Genomic DNA, 20,000 nt, shown 5'->3' with positions numbered 1-20,000 from the left:
ACTTATCGTCATGGCTTGATGAACTCCATTCTAGGTTTGAATTTCCCTTCATTATGGGAATGAATGTGGTTACCATTGAATTACTTGAATCTGATTCATAAAGGGGAAAGAATCATGCATCATAAACGAGGAGAAGCCTAAATATCCATGATTTATTGGCCTAAAGAAAAGGGATAGGGTTTGATTTTAAAATTCCAAAAAAATATTTTATAAAAATGCTTGACTCTTTATTGAGATGTATGGTAAGATCATTCTTGTCGCTACGAGATACGGTTTGATAAAACAAGCCGAATCACGATGCAAACGGCGACGAATCAGTCGAAGATTTGCGCGTGTGGCGGAATTGGCAGACGCACTAGACTTAGGATCTAGCGTCTTTGACGTGGGGGTTCAAGTCCCTCCACGCGCACCATTGTTATGCGGACGTGGCTCAGCGGTAGAGCATCGCCTTGCCAAGGCGAGGGTCGCGGGTTCGATTCCCGTCGTCCGCTCCATTATAAATGCGCCCTTAGCTCAGCTGGATAGAGCGTTTGACTACGAATCAAAAGGTCAGGAGTTCGAATCTCTTAGGGCGCGCCATTTTCATGTCATATCGGGATGTAGCTCAGCTTGGTAGAGCACCTGGTTTGGGACCAGGGGGTCGCATGTTCGAATCGTGTCATCCCGATATTTTCATTCCGTATATGCGGGTGTAGTTCAATGGTAGAACTCCAGCCTTCCAAGCTGGTAGCGTGGGTTCGATTCCCATCACCCGCTCCATATAGATTTAAAACAAACACGCCGAAGGGCGTTTTTTTGTTATATGGAGATCTGTGAGGAAGAGAGCCCGTGCATTAGGGTGGACCGTCTCTGCAGGCATCTTCGTGATCACCCGATCAGGACGCGCGTCGATTATTTTCTTCCTCAACAGGATGCTTAACTTTTGCTGTTTCAGAACGGCTCTTTTTGGGGTAAATCAATCGAGTGGACTCTCCATTCTCCCTAAGCATCTCCTCAACGGATGTCAGCCTTTACGATGTTCTCAAAAAACAGGTCTAATCCCGAGCCGGAAATCCATTACTCATTATAGAGAACTATATCGTTGGCAGGCTTGTATACAATCAGGCTTCGGTTCCCCGCAAAACCTAGGAAATTGTTGGGCGCCATAAAAGCCCGATGAATAAATACCCGGAAATAGGAATGGTTATTATCAGGGGAAGTAATTACTGTTCTTTATTATCAAAGTCAATGCTTGAAACGGCATGTTTTATTTCTGCATATAAATGCACTGTCCTTTTTAATAATTTACATAATAAATTTTCGCTTTATCGCAGAAAAGTGCAGATTTTCGATGTATTTTGTTGTATGATGTTTAGAAAGCAGAGCTAAGAGAGAGCAATACAAACGGAATGGAATGGGAGGAGTAGCATGACTGAACTTACGGTAACCGCAAATAAAAGCAATTCAAACAACCTTCTGCGGCGTGATGTACGCTTCTTGGGAAACATTCTCGGCGAAGTGCTTGTCCATCAGGGCGGTAACGAGCTTCTGGATATTGTTGAAAAGATTCGCGAGACCAGCAAGTCATTACGCTCTGTGTTTTTGCCTGAATTGTATGAAGATTTCAAACAAATCATCAAAACGCTTGAACCGGACATTCGCCATCAGGTCATCCGGGCCTTTGCGATCTATTTCCAATTGGTCAACATTGCCGAGCAGAATCACCGGATTCGCCGCAAACGCGATTATGAACGGTCGGCAGGGGAAACGGTACAGCCCGGCTCGATCGAAAGCGCCGTTCAGGACTTAAAGGATCGCCGGTTCACGTACGAGGAAGTGCAGGAGATCATCGAAAGCCTTTCGCTTGAGCTGGTTATGACCGCACACCCGACGGAAGCGATGCGCAGAGCCATTCTCGATATTCATAAACGGATCTCAGAGGATGTCATGCTGCTGGATAATCCGACTCTTACTTTCCGTGAACGGGAACAGCTCCGTGAAAAGCTGCTGAACGAAGTCATTACGCTGTGGCAAACGGACGAACTGAGAGCGGGCAAGCCGACGGTTCTGGATGAGGTCAGAAACGGCATGTATTATTTCCATGAAACGCTGTTCCACGTGCTTCCTGAAGTATATCAGGAGCTGGAACGCTGTTTGAACAAGTATTACCCAGGCCACAACTGGCACGTGCCTACGTACCTGCGTTTCGGTTCCTGGATCGGCGGCGACCGCGACGGAAACCCGTCCGTGACGGCCGAGATTACTTGGGAGACGCTGCGCTTGCAGCGTAAGCTGGCCATTCGCGAGTATCAGCGGATTTTGAACGAGTACATGCAATATTTGAGCTTCAGCACTTCGATCGTGGATGTGTCGGGCGAGCTTCTGAAGTCGATTGCCGACGACCGCGAACATGTCGAAATTACGAGACGGACCATTTGGCATAACGAAAAAGAGCCTTACCGGATCAAACTCGTTTACATGATGGAGAAAATCAGCAATGTTCTGGACGACAGCAAAAAGGGAACGCCTCAAGCATACGGCACGCCGCTCGATTTCATCGAGGATTTGAAAATCATCGACCGCAGCTTGCGTTTCCACTATGCCGATTACGTTGCCGATACTTATATACAAAAATTAATACGGCAGGTTGAGCTGTTTGGGTTCCATACGGCTGCTTTGGATATCCGCCAGCACAGCCAAGAGCATGAAAATGCGATGAAAGAGATTTTGGCGCAGATTAACGTCACGCCGGATTATTCGAAATTGTCCGAAGAGGAAAAAATATCGCTCTTGGCCCAGCTGCTTAGCGAGCCTAGACCGATTACGTCCAACTATCATCAATACAGCGCAAGCACGAAAGAGTGCCTTGACGTGTTCCGCACGGTCTATAAGGCCCAGCAGGAATACGGCAAACATTGCATCACGAGCTATTTGATCAGCATGGCCGAAGGCGCAAGCGACATCATGGAAGTCATGGTATTCGCCAAAGAGGTCGGATTGTTCCGCCAAAACGCCGACGGCACTGTGCATTGCACGCTGCAGGCCGTACCGCTGTTTGAGACGATCGAGGACCTTCATGCCGCTCCGGCCATCATGAAACGATTGTTTAAGCTGCCGATCTATCGTGAGAGCATTAAGGCAAGAAACGATCTGCAGGAAATCATGCTCGGTTATTCCGACAGTAACAAAGACGGGGGAGCCGTCACCGCGAACTATGAGCTGCGCGTAGCCTTGAAGGAACTTACGGCGGTTGCCAATGAGGCAGGAATCAAGCTGAAGTTCTTCCACGGACGCGGCGGCGCGCTTGGACGCGGCGGCATGCCGCTCAACCGTTCGATCCTCGCTCAGCCAGCTTCCACGATTGGCGGCGGCATCAAAATCACGGAACAAGGCGAAGTCATTTCGTCCCGTTATTCCCTCAAAGGGATCGCGTACCGCAGTTTGGAGCAGGCAACGTCGGCTTTGATCACCGCGGCGATCAACAAACGTGCTCCGCAGGAAGATGACGAGCGCGAAGCGTATTGGGATAACATCGTCAAAGAGATGTCGGAGGTATCCCGTAAAAAGTATCAGGATCTCATCTTCCGCGATCCGGACTTCTTGACCTTCTTCAAGGAGTCGACGCCGCTGCCGGAGGTGGGAGAGCTGAATATCGGCTCCCGTCCTTCCAAACGGAAAAACAGCGACCGTTTCGAGGATCTGCGCGCGATTCCGTGGGTGTTTTCCTGGACGCAAAGCCGTTTCCTGCTGCCGGCATGGTATGCTGCGGGAACGGGGCTCCAAAGCTTTTATCAAAATAAAGAAGAGAACCTGAAAATCATGCAGGAAATGTACGAGAAATTCTCGTTCTTCACTTCCTTGATCGATTCTCTTCAAATGGCCATCGCCAAGGCGGACATGGTGATTGCCCATGAATACGCGAATATGTCCAAAAACGAAGAAGCCCGTCAGCGGATCTTTAAATTAATTGAAGAGGAATTTAAGCTGACTTCGGATCTGATCCTGAAAATCACCGGACAAAAGGAAATCCTGGACAATGTTCCTGTCATTCAGGAATCCATTCGTTTGCGCAATCCGTACGTCGATCCGCTCAGCTATCTTCAGGTGCAGCTTCTGAGCGAGCTTCGCGGCCTTCGCGAGAAAGACGAGGACGACGCCGAGCTGCTCCGCGAGGTGCTTCTCACCATCAACGGCATTGCCGCAGGTCTCCGGAATACGGGCTGATGTGCCGCTGAAACTGATTCGTAAGACGCATTCATGATGCCTTATTTTTGGAAAGCCGGGATTCAATTCGTTGAACCTCGGCTTTCCTTTTTTTTTTTGGCCAAAACCTCTTTGTATATCTTTACAAAGTTGTCTTGCATTTTGCAGGGAGTTGAATTACGATTTGAATGATGTGAAAAAAAGCTCGTTACCCATCAGCAAGTCTGGGGGAATTCATTGGTGGATAATATAGAAAATAGGTTGACCAAGCTGGCCCTGAAAGGGGATCAGCGCGCATTTGCCGAAATTGTGGAGCTCTACAAAGATAAAATATACCATTTGGCCTACAGGATGCTGAGCAACCGCCATGAGGCGGAGGATATCGTTCAGGAGACTTTTTTGCGCGTGTACCGAAACCTGGACCGTTATGACCAGAACCAAAAGTTTTCGACCTGGATCTACCGGATCGCAACCAACTTATGCATCGACCGTTTGCGGAAGAAAAAACCGACGTATTCGCTGGATGCGGAAATGAACGATCAGGAAGGCATGGATGGTTATTCGATGATCCCAAGCGATAACCGCACGCCCGAAAGCGAAGCGTTGTTATCGGAGACGCAGCAGATCATCTATCAGGCGATCGACTCGCTTCCGGCCAAATATAAGTCGGTCATGATACTCAGGTATTTGCAGGACTTGTCCTTGCAGGAAATCAGCGACGTTCTTGGCATGCCTGTAACAACCATTAAAACGCGGGTACACCGGGGACGGGAATTTTTGCGCAAAAAACTGGAGCCCAAAATGTAATTTTCCTGTTTTTTTGTTGAAACATTATAAACGGCCCTACGTATTACAAATTAAACAAGTCTTGTGCCCTTCGGCAGAAAAGGGTTCGAATACATCTACTTGAATGAAAGGATTGGCTCATATGGAATGCAACTTGGCCGTCTCTTTAATGCATGACTACCTAGATGACGACTTGTCCAAGGAACAGCAGATGGAGCTAAAGGCCCATTTGTTGTCCTGCCCTGCTTGTCGGATGCAGTTTAAAGAGCTGGAACAGACGGATATGCTGATGTTTTCCTTGTCCCATCATGCCCCGTCTGCACCTCTTGAGCTGACCCAGCGGATCATGAGCGCGTTGCCTCAGGAAAAGAAACAGCAGCCTTGGCTGGGATGGATTCGGAGACATCCTGCTGTGACGGCTGCGGCGATTTTTCTGATCGTGATGTTCATCAGCTCCGTCAGTTTCTGGGACCAGGACTCGCAGTTGGTAGTGAAGGGGAATGACCTGGATCAAGTCGTCATTGAAGGAGACACGGTAATCGTCCCCGAAGGAAAAAGCATCGCCGGCAATTTGACGGTGGAAAACGGAAAAACGAAAATTTACGGTGAAGTGAACGGGAATCTGACAGTCATCGACGGATCTTTATACCAAGCTTCAACGGCGCATATTTCCGGAAAGGTCAAAAACATTGACCAGGCTTTGGATTGGCTGTGGTATAAAATTACAAACGCGTTTTCCGATGTCGCCTACCGTTAAAACCATGCTGGAACTGAACATTGATGGCGCCTCTTTACAGAAAGAAGGCGCCTTTTTGCTGGAAAAATGTTTAAATGCATCCAATCCGGAGCTTGCGCCGCTTGCAACCTGCACTTGATCGTTATAACCTAGAAGATATAGGGGAAAGTATATTACATAGAGACCCATTTTACATTCAAGGGGTAGTACGGGGGCCTAAGTATGAATTATTTTACGGATCTGACATGGAAAGAATCCATTAAAGATATTATCGATATCGCTATCGTTACCTACATCATTTATCAGGTCATTCTACTCGTCAGAGGTACCAGGGCCGTTCAGCTTTTGAAGGGGATCCTGGTTCTCGTGATTATATGGGCATTAAGCACGTGGTTCGATCTGTTTACGCTGCGATGGCTGATGAACCAGATCTTTAACTTCGGCATTTTCGCCATCTTCATCATCTTCCAGCCGGAGCTGCGGCGGGCGCTGGAACAGTTGGGCCGGGGCAAGATCTTCGGCCGATCATCGGCGGAAGACGAGGAGTTCAACAAACTGATCGGGGAAGTCATTAAAGCCGTAAATTATTTAGCGCGTAGAAAAATAGGCGCATTAATCGTTTTTGAGCGGCAGACGGGACTTAACGAATACACCGAGTCAGGCATTCCGATGCAGTCGATGGTCAGTTCGCAGCTGCTCATCAACATTTTTATCCCGAATACCCCTCTACATGATGGAGCCGTCATCATCCAAAACAACCAGATTGCCGCCGCAGCGTGTTACCTGCCGCTTTCGGAGAATCCTTTTATCAGCAAGGAACTCGGTACGCGGCACCGTGCAGCGATCGGGATCAGCGAAGTCGGGGACGCGGTGTCGGTCGTCGTGTCCGAAGAAACGGGCCAAATTTCGCTTGCGATCAATGGACAAGTCGTTCGCGACATCAAGGAAGAGTCCTTGATCTCGAAGCTGTATGAGGAGCTCCGCCCGAATTCAACCCCTAAAGACAAACGCCCGATGTTCTGGCGCCGGAAGGGGACGGATAAACATGAATAAATGGATCAATAACAACAATTTCGCCAAAGTGTTGGCGCTGGCGGTCAGCGTATTGTTATGGAGCATGGTTCACTGGAACAACGATACCCCGACCCCAACCGCCAAAATCGATACGAGAATCATCGAAAACGTCAAGGTCCAGCCTTTTGGATTGGACGAGAAAAAATACATTTTGAGCGCGATGGATACGGATCGGGTTCGTATTGAAATCAAAGGAAAAAAGATGGATTTGATCTCGGCGTTTTCCGATGAATACAAAATCAGGCTGGATCTGTCGAAAGCCAAGGTGGGGACCAGCACATTGCCTTTGAGCGTGGATCTTCCCAAAGGGTTGGAACTTGTCAACATTCAGCCTTCCACGGTAACCGTCAATATTGAAGAAAGAAATACGGCGACGTTCCCGGTTACGATCGTGACCAAAGGCACGCCTGCCGAAGGGTATACGCTTGGGCAAATTACGCCGCAGCCAGCAACCGTGAAGGTGACGCTCCCCGAAAGCGAGCTTCGCGAAGTCGCAAAGGTGCAAGGCTCCGTTTCCATCGACGGCGAAGACGGCACCCTGAAGGAAAAACGGGTAAAGCTGGCGGCCTACGACAAGCAGGGTCAAGAAATCCAAGGCGCCGTGCTTGAACCGTCCTCCGTAACGGTGGATATCGTCATATCGCCTCCTTATAAGGAAGTGCCGATCGAACTGCAATATATCGGAAAACTACCGGAGGGGCTTGTTATTTCCAAAGCACTGCCTAGCGCGACCAAAGTGAAGCTGTACGGCCCGCAGGATGAATTGGCGGGAATAAAGTCCTACAGCGAAATCAACGTCGATCTAAGCAAGATCACCGCAGCCGGAACGGTAGTTCTTCCTGTGGACTTGACGCCGCCGCCGGGTTTTGAGAAAATCGAGCCTAGCTCCCTGCAGGTGGAAATTACGACGGTTTCCAATTCGCAGCGAGTTATAAACGATATCCCGATCATGATCAAAAACGATAACGCGAGCGGATTATCGGCCGACATCGTAAACCCGGCGAGCAAAACGATGTCGCTGGCGCTTAACGGAGCTCCCGGCTTGCTGGATAGTTTGACGAAAAACGACATCGAGCTCATCGCAAGCATCGACGGACTAAGCCCGGGAACCCACGAGGTGACGCTGCAAGTGATTCTCCCGCGGTATGTTTCCCGAGCGGATCCGGGGACGCCTCTGACCGCGACGGTTGAAATTAAAGATAAATCGAAGCCTGCCGTTACCCACCCTGATCCCGGAACCGACGATAAGGGAAAGGAACAGGGAAATGATGCCGGAACCCAAACCAACGAGAAAACGGAGGAGCCATTGCCGCCGGATTCCTCTACCTCAACCGATAATCCTCCGGACGGCAGCACCAACGAAACGGGCGAAACCGAAAACAACTAACGTTATTTCGGAGGAACTAAAGATCATATGAATGGGGTCTCTAAAAGGAATACGGATCGGGGATTGAGGAGAACCATGCTTTAGTTCGACGCCGCTTGAGAGATAATAACTTCCGAGAATGGACTGAAATGAGCAATTTATGGATTGATTTAAAGCATAGTATTCGAAAAAGGAGAAGGAACATGGGGAAATATTTTGGAACTGACGGCGTACGCGGTGTCGCAAACAAGGAACTGACGGCTGAAATGGCATACAGCATCGGCCGCTGCGGCGGTTATGTGCTCACGGGCGATGTAGAGAAGCCGACGGTCGTGATTGGCATGGATACCCGCGTATCCGGCGTGATGCTCGAATCCGCCTTGGTAGCGGGCCTACTCTCGATCGGAGCGCATGTCGTCCGTCTTGGCGTTGTGACAACGCCTGCGGTTGCCTACATTACGAGATTGTTGAAAGCCGACGCGGGCGTCATGATTTCCGCTTCGCACAATCCGGTGCAGGATAACGGCATCAAGTTTTTTGGCGGGGACGGATTTAAGCTCTCCGATGAAACGGAGCTCAAAATCGAAGCTTTGATGGATGCCGAAACCGACGAGCTGCCACGCCCGATTGGGAAGGATCTCGGCAACGTCATTGTCGACAACGATTCGAAATATAAATATTTGGACTATTTGAAATCCACGATCAGCCACAGCTTCAAAGGCATGAAAATCGTGCTGGACTGCGCGAATGGAGCGGCCTATGAACTGGCGCCGAAACTGTTTGAAGAACTGGGTGCCGAAGTCATCAAAATCGGGGCGGAGCCGAACGGCTTGAACATCAACGACCAATGCGGCTCGACGCATCCGGAAAAGCTTAGAGAAACGGTCCTGGCAACCAAAGCCGACCTGGGCCTTGCATTCGACGGGGATGCGGACCGTCTGATCGCCATCGACAACGAAGGAGAGGAAGTCGACGGCGACTTTATCCTTTGCATTTGCGGGGATGCGCTCAACAAACAAGGCAAGCTGAACAAAGGTACGATCGTGTCGACGGTCATGAGCAACATCGGTTTTTACAAAGCTGCCGAACAGCTGGGCCTGAATACGGCAAAGACCGCCGTAGGTGACCGTTACGTGATGGAAGAGATGCGCAAAGGCGGATATAACCTGGGCGGCGAACAGTCCGGCCACGTTATTTTCCTCGACTATAATACGACCGGGGATGGCATACTAACGGCGATTCAACTCGTTGACATTGTGGCGGGCTCCGGCAAAAAATTGAGCGAGCTTAGAACGATGATGCGCAAATATCCGCAGGTGCTCGTCAACGTGCGCGTGGAAGACAAAAGCAAATACGAAGGCAACGCAGCAATCGAATCCGCGATTAAGGAAGTGGAAGGTATCCTCGGCGACAACGGCCGCGTGCTGGTTCGCCCGTCGGGGACGGAATCTTTGATCCGCGTAATGGCCGAAGGTCCGGATAAGGACCAACTGGATCAGTACGTCAGCCAAATCGTTGACGTTGTGAAACGGGAGCTTGCGTAAGACCTCGGATTTATTTTTACAGTAAAATACAGGAACTTTCATCATGGGCCGGTGAAACTAAAGTTCAGGTTTCATCGGCTTTCATATAGGGTGAACAGGGAAGAGGCAAGCAAGCATGGGAATGATGCCGGATTGCAAAAGCGGGTCGGTATGAATATAATTAAAACTACGTTTGTCGAACCATCACAAAAACGACAAGCGGGTTAAGCAACAATTGTCATTCCGAAATAGAAAGCGAGGATCGTGAGGTATATCCATTAAGCGCCAGAACTTGGGTTTTGTACGGAGAAAGAATCGGGCCGGCAGACGGCTTGATTTGCGAAGCACCAAGTTGACGAGGTGAAGGTGTTCGAATGATTCGGCGGGGACCTTCCGGTGATTCACCAAAGCCGTAAACCGAAAACGGAAAATGAATGGGCGACTGTTCACACAACGCTTCCGGTGGGTGAAAGAGAAAATCATAATTTTCATGAGTGTGCGGGCATGAGAACCTAATGAAGCGGCAGCAGCCGGATGTACATTCGTGAAATCGTACCTTGTAAACTTCATACAAAGTTTGTTTTCCCGTACATTTGGCACATGCCGCACGGTTTGTTCCCGTATGCTCTCTAAAACCCAATTTGGAGAAGTGAACGGAGGAAAATAGATTATGTGTGGTATTGTCGGATATATTGGTCAAAAGAATACGCAGGAAGTATTGATCGAGGGATTGAAAAAGCTGGAATATCGCGGTTATGATTCCGCGGGAATCGCGGTTTTTACCGATCAGGGATTACAAATTGCCAAGGCTAAAGGCCGGATCGCGAATCTGGAGTCGAAGCTGGAGGATACACCGCTGGTGGGAAGCGCAGGGATCGGCCATACACGCTGGGCTACCCATGGCAAACCTTCGGACGCCAATTCCCATCCTCATACGGACAACAGCCATAAATTTTCGGTCGTTCATAACGGAATCGTCGAAAATTATTTGGAGCTGAAGGATGAGCTGATCGCGGAAGGACATCATTTTGTGTCGGAAACCGATACGGAAGTCATTTCCCATCTGATTGCGCGTGAATACCAAGGCGATATTGTCAAAGCCGTACAAAAAGCGATTTCCCAAATGCGCGGCGCGTTTGCGCTGGGCGTATTGACTGAATACGAGCCGGATAAGCTGGTTGCCGTTCGTCAGGCAAGCCCGCTTATTATCGGGATCGGGGAAGGCGAGAATTTTATCGGTTCGGACATTCCGGCGATTCTGCAATATACGCGAAACGTGTATATTTTGAACGACGGCGAGATGGCCGTTTTGACGAAGGACTCTGTCGAATTGATGACGATTGAAGGGAATTTTATTTCTCGGGAAATGATTCATGTCGACTGGGATGCCGTTACTGCGGAAAAAGGCGGCTTTGAGCATTTTATGCTTAAAGAGATTCATGAGCAGCCGAAGGCATATCGCGACACGATGCGCGGACGGATCGACGAATCCGGCAAAAAAGTCGTTCTGCCTGAGCTGAAGCTGACGCCGGAGCAAATCAAAGGCATCAGCAAAATCCAAATCGTTGCTTGCGGCACGGCATACCATGCCGGTCTTGTCGGACGTCATGCCATCGAATCGCTGGTACGGATTCCGGTCGAAACGGATGTCGCTTCCGAATACCGTTACCGTTCGCCGATCGTGACGAAAGATACGCTGGTTATTGTGGTCAGCCAATCGGGCGAAACGGCGGATACGCTGGCCGCTTTGCGCGAAGCGCAGTCCCACGGGGCACATGTGCTTGCCATTACGAACGTAGTCGGCAGCTCCATTGCCCGGGATGCGGATGACGTCATCGTAACCCTAGCCGGACCGGAAATTGCCGTCGCTTCGACAAAAGCATATACTTCCCAATTGATCGCATTTTACCTGCTGGCTCTCTACCTGGCGGAGGTGCGCGGTACGCAAACGCCGGAAGAGGTTGCACACATTATTGCCGCCATGCAGGCGCTGCCTGAGCAGCTCGAAAGCATGCTGGCGAAACCGGATGCGATCAAAGCCTATGCAGAACAGATTTCCAAGCATGAGCACTTATTCTTTATCGGACGGGGATTGGATTATGCGGTGGCACAGGAAGGCTCTTTGAAGCTGAAAGAAATTTCCTACATCCATTCCGAAGCGTATGCGGCCGGGGAACTGAAACACGGCACGCTGGCCTTGATCGAAGAAGGCATTCCTGTAATCGCCCTGGCAACCCAGGAATCCGTACTTGAAAAAACGGTGAGCAACATCAAGGAAGTCAGCGCACGCGGCGCCGACATTATGGCGATTACGCACGAAGAGCATGTCGCAAGCCTGCTCAAGTCCGTGAACCAGGCTTTCGCCATTCCTAAAACTTTGCCGCTGCTGACGCCGGCCCTGTCTGTCGTACCGCTCCAGCTGCTGTCCTACTACGCTTCCCTCGCCAGAGGAAACGACGTGGATAAGCCGCGGAATTTGGCGAAAAGCGTGACGGTGGAGTAAGGAATCAAGAACAAATGATATTCGTGATTTATTACAATAAAGTATTGTTCTGAACAATAAAGCATTGTTCTGATAATCTCAATTACAATATAGTTTTGTTTTAAGCGATGGTTATAAAAAGTTCCGATGATGAGACCTCCTAGGTGAACAACCTAAGAGGTCTTTTTCGTTATGCAAACGATTTGCACAGTAGCATTCTCTGTTATTTCTTCCAGGCTTATACCACTTTTAGGGAAATTTGAAAAATTAGAAAATTCGACATTATTGCTCAGAAATACATTTTTAAAATCTATACATCAAAATGTACTTGATAATGACAAATTCATTAAGTCTATAGTTAACTTAAAGGTAATGGACAATGAATATTCAACTGAACTTATAAATCAATTAAGTTGAAGAGAACAATTGATGCATTGAGGATTATGGTTAGAAAATTTATAACAAAATAGCATTTTAACATTTAAGGAAAAAGTCCAACAATATTTCCTGCCATTTGATGGAGGGACCTGGGACATGCTATCCCGTTGATGGAGGGACCTGGGACATGCTATCCCGGTTTTTTTATTTATCCTACACTGGATCTTTGAAATTTCGGAAATTAGACTATGGGACATTTATAAAAGGTAAGGCTACCAGTTCAAGAATGGACTAGTCCAGATGGGGCTGCTGATAATAAGTCGGCAGTTCTTTTATACCTCCCGACGTGTCAAAAAGCATGCTTTTAGAGACAGTAAATAATCACCCTTTATTTGGGTTTCAAAATTCCTTAAAATATGTTTTGAAACGTTTGATTATAAAGCATGGCTTTTTGATACGCTTTTCAGGGGGGAGAAATAAATAAAGTTGGCTTATGGACGAGTAAGTGCTAAGGATCAGAATCCGGAACGTCAGCTTGTTAAGTTTCGTGATTTAGAGATTGAGGATCGCTTTATTTTCGTTGACAAACAAAGTGGCAAAGATTTTGATCGTCCACGATATCAGGCAATGCGGATAATGATCAGGGAAAATGATTTGGTTTATTTAGATGCACTGGATCGTTTGGGACGCGATTACGATGGAATCATATCGCAGTGGAAAATTTCAAAAACATAAATTGAATCTAGGAGATCCTATGAATAAAATAGCGAAGTTTGTGATACTTGGATTTTGTATTATATTTACTATCTTTTTTGTGGATTCATACGCTATTGCGGCTACTGACCCAAATCTTGTTACAAAGGATCAATTACAAAGCAGCTTAGAAAAAATCAAGACAGACATGGCCACAAAAGAAGAAATACAATCAATGGTTCAGCAGCAAGGGCATACTCTCACAAAAGAAGAAGTCACTCAGCAATTAATTGATATGCAAAAATCGAGAATCACGCTACTTGAAGGGAATATTAGCTCAATATTAAATCTTTCCGCCCTAGTTATTACTTCGCTAGCCCTATTAGGTGGTATTATCGTCTGGCTTGTCAGAAGGTCCTTTTTATCCAAGCTGGAACTTGTAGAGGCTCAGCTTGTAGAAATGAAGGGGATCAAAGATAAAACAATTTCAAAGGTTGAGAGTGCAAGGGAACTAAATAACAATTTAAACTTGGCTATTCGCGAAGCACAAGATTTACATATCAGTTTAAATAAAAGCAAAAGTGACTTCGATGATAAAGCCAAAAAAATAGATCGATTATGGAAATATGCTGATTTTATCGAACTCAAAGGATCGCGAATAGAGATTATTAGAGCATTTGAGAGGGAAGTTATAAAATCTAAAAGATTAATTTCAGGACTTGAATTCTTGCTTAAAGGTAATCTTCCGAATTATATAGAAGCTCATGAAAGGGCAACGGAAATTTTTGGCGAAAATGTATCCGTTGCAGATCCTAATGAAACCATTTTAGAAAAACTAAGTTTTTATAAAGAGTGTTTGGAGGATACCGAGAATGATTTTTGGGAAGAGGCAGAGATAGATTTGGAGTGGGAAAATTACGAGGATAGGGAAACTCTCGAAGATCCGCTTTATGATATATTCAAAGATTGGGAGGGTTACTTTAAACGGATAAAAAAGTTTAATGATTTTATTAAATAAAAGTATTAACGAAGCTTCCTATGTGAAGCTTTTTTATTTGCTCTACCCGATGCTAATTCCCGCTTCCCGCTCCAGTTAAGTTTTTATTCCTTCGAGGGATTTGTCCATGCGTGCTTTTGTCATCCGCCTGACCCCGGATTATCAAAACGGCGCTATGCCGTCAAAGGCTTCGCAAGTAAGAGGACGTAATACGGCAAGCCGTAAAGTCCTCTAACCCTTGACGGCATAGCTCGGCCACAGAACTTCACTCCGCTGCGTGGGCGAAGCCCTACGGCCGATTCACCTTTTTTGAATCGCAGTTGTCAGGCAGATGACAAACGCCAAAATGAACTTGGAGGTACTTTAAAATGAGCAGAATATCCATTTACAGAGTGCAGCTTAAAAAATTTGGGAGCGTTGACATGCGCAACCTGAACTACGATCGTTTCCGCAACGATCCGGAGTGGTTGGAGATTAGACGGATCTCCGAGCTTGAGGGTCCGCTCGTGGAGAAGCTGGAAAGCCTATTTATGAAGAATGCGACCTTTTTTACTACCAAGTAAATGAATTCTACCAAGAATGGCGCATACCGACATGAAAACAATAGTGATCGTAACACACCCAAACATCGAGTTGTCAAATTGGAATCAAGCCTGGCTGAATGAACTGCGACAGCATGAGGACATTACGGTCCATGAGTTGTACAAGGAACACCCCGATGAGAACATCGACGTGACGCGGGAGCAACGACTGATCGAAGACCATGATTTTTTCCACATATATACATTATTGAATTTGTATGCTATTATTCTATTTGTAGTCACCATTATATTACTTAGGGGGGAAATAAATGAAAATGGTTAAATTGCTCGGAATTGGATTACTATCTGCGATGTTGTTAGCCGTGAGTTCGAGTACATATGCTGATGGGATCACTAGCAACAATGTCACCACAAATACTACTAGCGCCACAACAAATGACGTTTTTGAAGGTTCGACCATCACTGTAACAGATAAAGGCTCCGGTATTTTCCCTTTTGATTTGCAGATCCTCAACCCACAACATTTTGGCACCAAAGATAACTATGAGAAGACATTCTCACTAGAACCGAAAAACGGGAAAAATTGCAACGTTTGGGTTCAAAATACAGGCACTGTAACTCTTAGCGTGAAAATTTACAGAAACGGCACATTACAAGCTGACATGTCTATTGCTCCCGGCACACAAAAAACAGCCGAAATTTACAACGCCGTTACTGCCGATTACAGAGTCAACGTCAACAACAGTGTAGGCGGAATCAATGATTTCAATATTGCAATCAGACAGTTTGAATAAAATTTGTGACGGCGCATCTTCTCGGAAAGTCCGAGGAGATGCGTTTTTTATATTGTCCCAAAGCTCCGGAAGACATACGGGCACTTACTCCTTTGGTCTATACACATGTGAACCCTTATGGAACGTTCAAACTGAATATGAGTGAACGTCTTCCCTTGGAAGGGAGTGTGCTTGCGTGAGCGAAATTCGTACATCTCCAAAACGCAAAGCGAAAGAGCTGGCCAAATATATCCGGGGGGAACGACCAGATTATGCTTATCTCAAAAGCCTTATTCCAGCATCTTCGTGCGGAGCTGGAAGTCGAGGTGCCCAAAGCAGCAAAAAAGCTCCCCTATGTACCCACAGAAGAGGAGCTAAAGCTTTATTATGATGTTGCCTGGCAGGCGAAGGAATTTTCAAGACATGATGATCGTGAAGACGCTTCTGTATACGGCCATTCGGGTCAGTGAACTGATTAATATCAAGTTGGTCGATGCTGATTTCCATTACTGCCAGATCCGCATTAATAGTGGCAAGGGGAAGAAGGATCGGATTGTACCATTCCCTCATTCGTTTAAGGGAATGTTGGCCATGCATGCTGATTCCATGAAAAATAAGCAAGCGGTGTACCTTTTCGAATCATCGTGGAAGAAGAAATATACCGATCGGGGAATCCGCAAAATCCTAAAACGCAAATGAGTTTCATATGGGGTCGGGTGCTGTGAATACTATTAATCAATACTCATTATGGGCAAGGAATTACCCTTATCCTGGCGAGTTTGTAAAATTCATTAAAAAGCCTCTTGCTATGAGGGATTACTATGATTCTATGGAAGAAACGCCAAGAAGGGTTATGATAATCGAAGAGGGAAATCCTAATCTTGGTTTTCTTGATTATTCACTCACTCAAAATCCATTTGAACTAATGATAAAGCATTTTAATGCAAAACATAAACATAATCTAAGTAATGCGAAAAAAAACAAATTTGCTAGACAAAAAAAGAAAATCAAACTTCAGAAACATTTACGAAAAAAGAATAGGTGAAGTGTATTCATAATACAGGTTACCAATTAATATCTACTAGTTTCTCGGTTGATTCTGAATTGCAGGTTCAATGTATTTTTATTTTCAAGTTCATCTTCATTGACGATTAAGCATAGGGAAAACAGAAGTACTTATTATGACCAACATTTGGAGCAAAGCCTACAAGTTTAAGCGCTTGGATAATAGCATGTTTTCGATGGATACCAAGGAAGTCAAGTGTGACAAGATGTTTAAGAACAACAGTTTATTGTAAGTGACATATGCATATTTTTTATATAGTTTAGAGTTTAGAACAATACTTTATTGTATATTTGATTTTCCAATTTCATTAATAATCCCAGTAGTATCAAAGAGTTTAAAACCAATACTTTTTTGTAATGTGTCAATTCGACATTGATTGTCCTGCAACAAAAAATATGGGACATAGATCCCTTTGTAACTGCCCCACAAGAAAGCCCGCTGGTCTCAGCGGGCTTTTTACTTTAACAAGCTGCAATATTTCGATTAACTGGTCATGAAATACCTTAGTTGGCGGTAGCATCATTTTCAGTTGTTGCACTCTTTACAAGTGTTACGGTGGAGAGAGTTTTTCAGACGGTGTCACTTTTTTGGCAATGGTATTTTTCATAGTTGCATTTAGCGTTTGGTTTTTTCCTCCGAAACTAGATCTGAGTGTTGCGCAATATATTGGAGACCCATTTACTATTCTAGTTGGAAGTGAAGCAGAACGTTCATGGTGTTGATGTTAAAGTGCTATTATTGTTATGTGATTGCAAGATCATGATAATGGAGTGGAAAACATTACCTGTGGTAATTGGTGAATATTCATGGTATATTAATTATCCGGACACAAGATAGCCAATGTTAAAAGGAATTGCTGGTCTGGAATTAATTACTAGTAGCATTACTCAGTTGTATGTGGTATATTAGTATTCCGGCCAAAAACGGTCCGATATTTAGTTGCTCTTTGAAAACTGAACAATGAGTGAGTATATATGCGATGGTCTTCGGACCGGAGCGATTGAGATTAAATCAATCTCGTCAGATTCAAAATGAGCTACAAACTTTCTTGGAGAGTTTGATCCTGGCTCAGGACGAACGCTGGCGGCGTGCCTAATACATGCAAGTCGAGCGGACTTGATGAGGAGCTTGCTCCTCTGATGGTTAGCGGCGGACGGGTGAGTAACACGTAGGCAACCTGCCCGTAAGACCGGGATAACTACCGGAAACGGTAGCTAATACCGGATAATTTATCGCTTCGCATGGAGCGGTAATGAAAGACGGAGCAATCTGTCACTTACGGATGGGCCTGCGGCGCATTAGCTAGTTGGTGAGGTAACGGCTCACCAAGGCGACGATGCGTAGCCGACCTGAGAGGGTGAACGGCCACACTGGGACTGAGACACGGCCCAGACTCCTACGGGAGGCAGCAGTAGGGAATCTTCCGCAATGGGCGAAAGCCTGACGGAGCAACGCCGCGTGAGTGATGAAGGTTTTCGGATCGTAAAGCTCTGTTGCCAGGGAAGAACGTCGGGTAGAGTAACTGCTATCCGAGTGACGGTACCTGAGAAGAAAGCCCCGGCTAACTACGTGCCAGCAGCCGCGGTAATACGTAGGGGGCAAGCGTTGTCCGGAATTATTGGGCGTAAAGCGCGCGCAGGCGGTCACTTAAGTCTGGTGTTTAAGGCTAGGGCTCAACTCTAGTTCGCACTGGAAACTGGGTGACTTGAGTGCAGAAGAGGAAAGTGGAATTCCACGTGTAGCGGTGAAATGCGTAGAGATGTGGAGGAACACCAGTGGCGAAGGCGACTTTCTGGGCTGTAACTGACGCTGAGGCGCGAAAGCGTGGGGAGCAAACAGGATTAGATACCCTGGTAGTCCACGCCGTAAACGATGAATGCTAGGTGTTAGGGGTTTCGATACCCTTGGTGCCGAAGTTAACACATTAAGCATTCCGCCTGGGGAGTACGGTCGCAAGACTGAAACTCAAAGGAATTGACGGGGACCCGCACAAGCAGTGGAGTATGTGGTTTAATTCGAAGCAACGCGAAGAACCTTACCAGGTCTTGACATCCCTCTGAATCCTCTAGAGATAGAGGCGGCCTTCGGGACAGAGGAGACAGGTGGTGCATGGTTGTCGTCAGCTCGTGTCGTGAGATGTTGGGTTAAGTCCCGCAACGAGCGCAACCCTTGATTTTAGTTGCCAGCACTTTAAGGTGGGCACTCTAGAATGACTGCCGGTGACAAACCGGAGGAAGGCGGGGATGACGTCAAATCATCATGCCCCTTATGACCTGGGCTACACACGTACTACAATGGCCAGTACAACGGGAAGCGAAGTCGCGAGACGGAGCCAATCCTATCAAAGCTGGTCTCAGTTCGGATTGCAGGCTGCAACCCGCCTGCATGAAGTCGGAATTGCTAGTAATCGCGGATCAGCATGCCGCGGTGAATACGTTCCCGGGTCTTGTACACACCGCCCGTCACACCACGAGAGTTTACAACACCCGAAGTCGGTGGGGTAACCGTAAGGAGCCAGCCGCCGAAGGTGGGGTAGATGATTGGGGTGAAGTCGTAACAAGGTAGCCGTATCGGAAGGTGCGGCTGGATCACCTCCTTTCTATGGAGAATCGTTTCCTGCAACGGAAACATTCAAATGTTAAATCTAGCCGGTTGGCTAGTTACTCACTCATTGCTCAGTTTTGAGAGAGCAAACTCTCAATTTGATCCTTGAAAACTAGATAACGAAACGAATTTGCGTTTTAGAAATATCCTTTTCTGATGATTTTAAATTTGGCTTCGCGTCAAATTGAAATTCATCATAGCTGCTTGTGTCTTCATTGAAAGACCAAGTAATAAAAGTAGCAGACGAGTGTTTGAATCGAAAAGCGACTTTGGCTTTGTGCGAAGCACAAAACAACGGAGCGAGGCGAGGCAAACAGGAGTCGAAGGTTAAGCTACTAAGAGCACACGGAGGATGCCTAGGCGCTAGGAGCCGATGAAGGACGTGGCGAACAACGATACTGCCTCGGGGAGCTGTAAGCAAGCTTTGATCCGGGGATGTCCGAATGGGGAAACCCGGCTGATGTAATAGTCAGTCACTCATAACTGAATACATAGGTTATGAAGAGGCATACCAGGGGAACTGAAACATCTAAGTACCCTGAGGAAGAGAAAACAATAGTGATTCCGTCAGTAGCGGCGAGCGAACGCGGATTAGCCTAAACCGGTCAGCTTGCTGGCCGGGGTTGTGGGACGTCTCACATGGAGTTACAAAGGAACTGGTTAGGCGAAGAGGTCTGGAAAGGCCCGGCATAGAAGGTAAAAGCCCTGTAGCCGAAAGTCAGTTCCCTCCGAGACGGATCCCGAGTAGTGCGGGGCACGTGAAACCCCGTATGAATCTGCCAGGACCATCTGGTAAGG

The 20,000-nt window shown here is 46.9% G+C and carries 14 protein-coding genes, 5 tRNA genes, 2 rRNA genes and 1 pseudogene (1 of these 22 cut by a window edge); all 22 read left to right on the top strand.

Features of this window, described 5'->3' with window-relative positions:
* Positions 1–328 precede the first annotated feature (328 nt).
* Positions 329–412, top strand: a tRNA-Leu gene (locus tag MKY58_RS24355).
* A gap of 7 nt (positions 413–419) precedes the next feature.
* A tRNA-Gly gene (locus tag MKY58_RS24350) sits at positions 420–494 on the top strand.
* Between the two features lie 8 nt (positions 495–502).
* Positions 503–579, top strand: a tRNA-Arg gene (locus MKY58_RS24345).
* Positions 580–593: 14 nt separating this feature from the next.
* A tRNA-Pro gene (locus MKY58_RS24340) sits at positions 594–667 on the top strand.
* Between the two features lie 18 nt (positions 668–685).
* Positions 686–759, top strand: a tRNA-Gly gene (locus MKY58_RS24335).
* A 648-nt stretch (positions 760–1,407) separates the two neighbouring features.
* On the top strand, positions 1,408–4,203 hold the full coding sequence (gene ppc / locus MKY58_RS24330) for a phosphoenolpyruvate carboxylase (protein WP_339322459.1): 2,796 nt from the start codon (positions 1,408–1,410) through the stop codon (positions 4,201–4,203).
* A gap of 219 nt (positions 4,204–4,422) precedes the next feature.
* A complete protein-coding gene (sigW, locus tag MKY58_RS24325; protein WP_212952475.1) occupies positions 4,423–4,989 on the top strand; it encodes an RNA polymerase sigma factor SigW in 567 nt (188 codons plus the stop codon).
* A 121-nt stretch (positions 4,990–5,110) separates the two neighbouring features.
* Positions 5,111–5,725 (top strand): zf-HC2 domain-containing protein, encoded by a 615-nt coding sequence (locus tag MKY58_RS24320; protein ID WP_212952477.1) that lies wholly within the window; start codon positions 5,111–5,113, stop codon positions 5,723–5,725.
* Between the two features lie 201 nt (positions 5,726–5,926).
* Positions 5,927–6,757: a diadenylate cyclase CdaA gene (cdaA, locus tag MKY58_RS24315; RefSeq protein ID WP_212952479.1), complete on the top strand. Its 831-nt coding sequence runs from the start codon at positions 5,927–5,929 to the stop codon at positions 6,755–6,757.
* Positions 6,750–8,165 carry a CdaR family protein gene (locus MKY58_RS24310; RefSeq protein ID WP_339322458.1) on the top strand — a complete coding sequence of 472 codons (1,416 nt, stop codon included), beginning with the start codon at positions 6,750–6,752 and terminating at the stop codon, positions 8,163–8,165. Before cdaA ends, MKY58_RS24310 begins: the two co-directional genes overlap by 8 nt.
* 182 nt (positions 8,166–8,347) lie before the next feature.
* Positions 8,348–9,688, top strand: coding sequence for a phosphoglucosamine mutase (glmM, locus tag MKY58_RS24305; protein WP_212952483.1), 1,341 nt, complete (start codon positions 8,348–8,350; stop codon positions 9,686–9,688).
* Positions 9,689–10,337: 649 nt separating this feature from the next.
* Positions 10,338–12,170, top strand: coding sequence for a glutamine--fructose-6-phosphate transaminase (isomerizing) (gene glmS, locus MKY58_RS24300; RefSeq protein ID WP_339322457.1), 1,833 nt, complete (start codon positions 10,338–10,340; stop codon positions 12,168–12,170).
* Between the two features lie 837 nt (positions 12,171–13,007).
* A pseudogene (locus tag MKY58_RS24295) lies at positions 13,008–13,247 on the top strand (recombinase family protein); the annotation flags it as partial.
* Between the two features lie 34 nt (positions 13,248–13,281).
* Complete coding sequence (locus tag MKY58_RS24290; protein WP_339322456.1) at positions 13,282–14,238, top strand: hypothetical protein; 957 nt, start codon at positions 13,282–13,284, stop codon at positions 14,236–14,238.
* A 347-nt stretch (positions 14,239–14,585) separates the two neighbouring features.
* Complete coding sequence (locus tag MKY58_RS24285; protein ID WP_339322455.1) at positions 14,586–14,780, top strand: hypothetical protein; 195 nt, start codon at positions 14,586–14,588, stop codon at positions 14,778–14,780.
* Between the two features lie 16 nt (positions 14,781–14,796).
* Positions 14,797–15,081 (top strand): NAD(P)H-dependent oxidoreductase, encoded by a 285-nt coding sequence (locus MKY58_RS24280; RefSeq protein ID WP_339322454.1) that lies wholly within the window; start codon positions 14,797–14,799, stop codon positions 15,079–15,081.
* The gene (locus tag MKY58_RS24275; RefSeq protein WP_339322453.1) at positions 15,068–15,553 is read left to right on the top strand and encodes a hypothetical protein; all 486 of its coding nucleotides are present in this window, start codon (positions 15,068–15,070) and stop codon (positions 15,551–15,553) included. The genes MKY58_RS24280 and MKY58_RS24275 overlap by 14 nt, the downstream gene beginning before the upstream one ends.
* Before the next feature lie 251 nt (positions 15,554–15,804).
* Complete coding sequence (locus MKY58_RS24270) at positions 15,805–16,002, top strand: hypothetical protein (RefSeq protein ID WP_339322452.1); 198 nt, start codon at positions 15,805–15,807, stop codon at positions 16,000–16,002.
* Positions 15,956–16,231, top strand: coding sequence for a tyrosine-type recombinase/integrase (locus MKY58_RS24265; protein ID WP_339322451.1), 276 nt, complete (start codon positions 15,956–15,958; stop codon positions 16,229–16,231). The genes MKY58_RS24270 and MKY58_RS24265 overlap by 47 nt, the downstream gene beginning before the upstream one ends.
* A 22-nt stretch (positions 16,232–16,253) precedes the next feature.
* Positions 16,254–16,577, top strand: coding sequence for a hypothetical protein (locus MKY58_RS24260; RefSeq protein WP_339322450.1), 324 nt, complete (start codon positions 16,254–16,256; stop codon positions 16,575–16,577).
* A 1,066-nt stretch (positions 16,578–17,643) separates the two neighbouring features.
* Positions 17,644–19,197: ribosomal RNA gene (locus MKY58_RS24255) — 16S ribosomal RNA — on the top strand.
* Positions 19,198–19,527: 330 nt separating this feature from the next.
* Positions 19,528–20,000: ribosomal RNA gene (locus tag MKY58_RS24250) — 23S ribosomal RNA — on the top strand (it continues 2,457 nt past the right edge of the window).
* The 16S and 23S rRNA genes sit together here, the layout of an rRNA operon.

The sequence above is a fragment of the Paenibacillus sp. FSL W8-0194 genome (assembly GCF_037969745.1).
Taxonomy (GTDB): Bacteria; Bacillota; Bacilli; order Paenibacillales; family Paenibacillaceae; genus Paenibacillus_AQ; species Paenibacillus_AQ cookii.
This window is presented reverse-complemented; position numbering and strand designations above follow the sequence as displayed.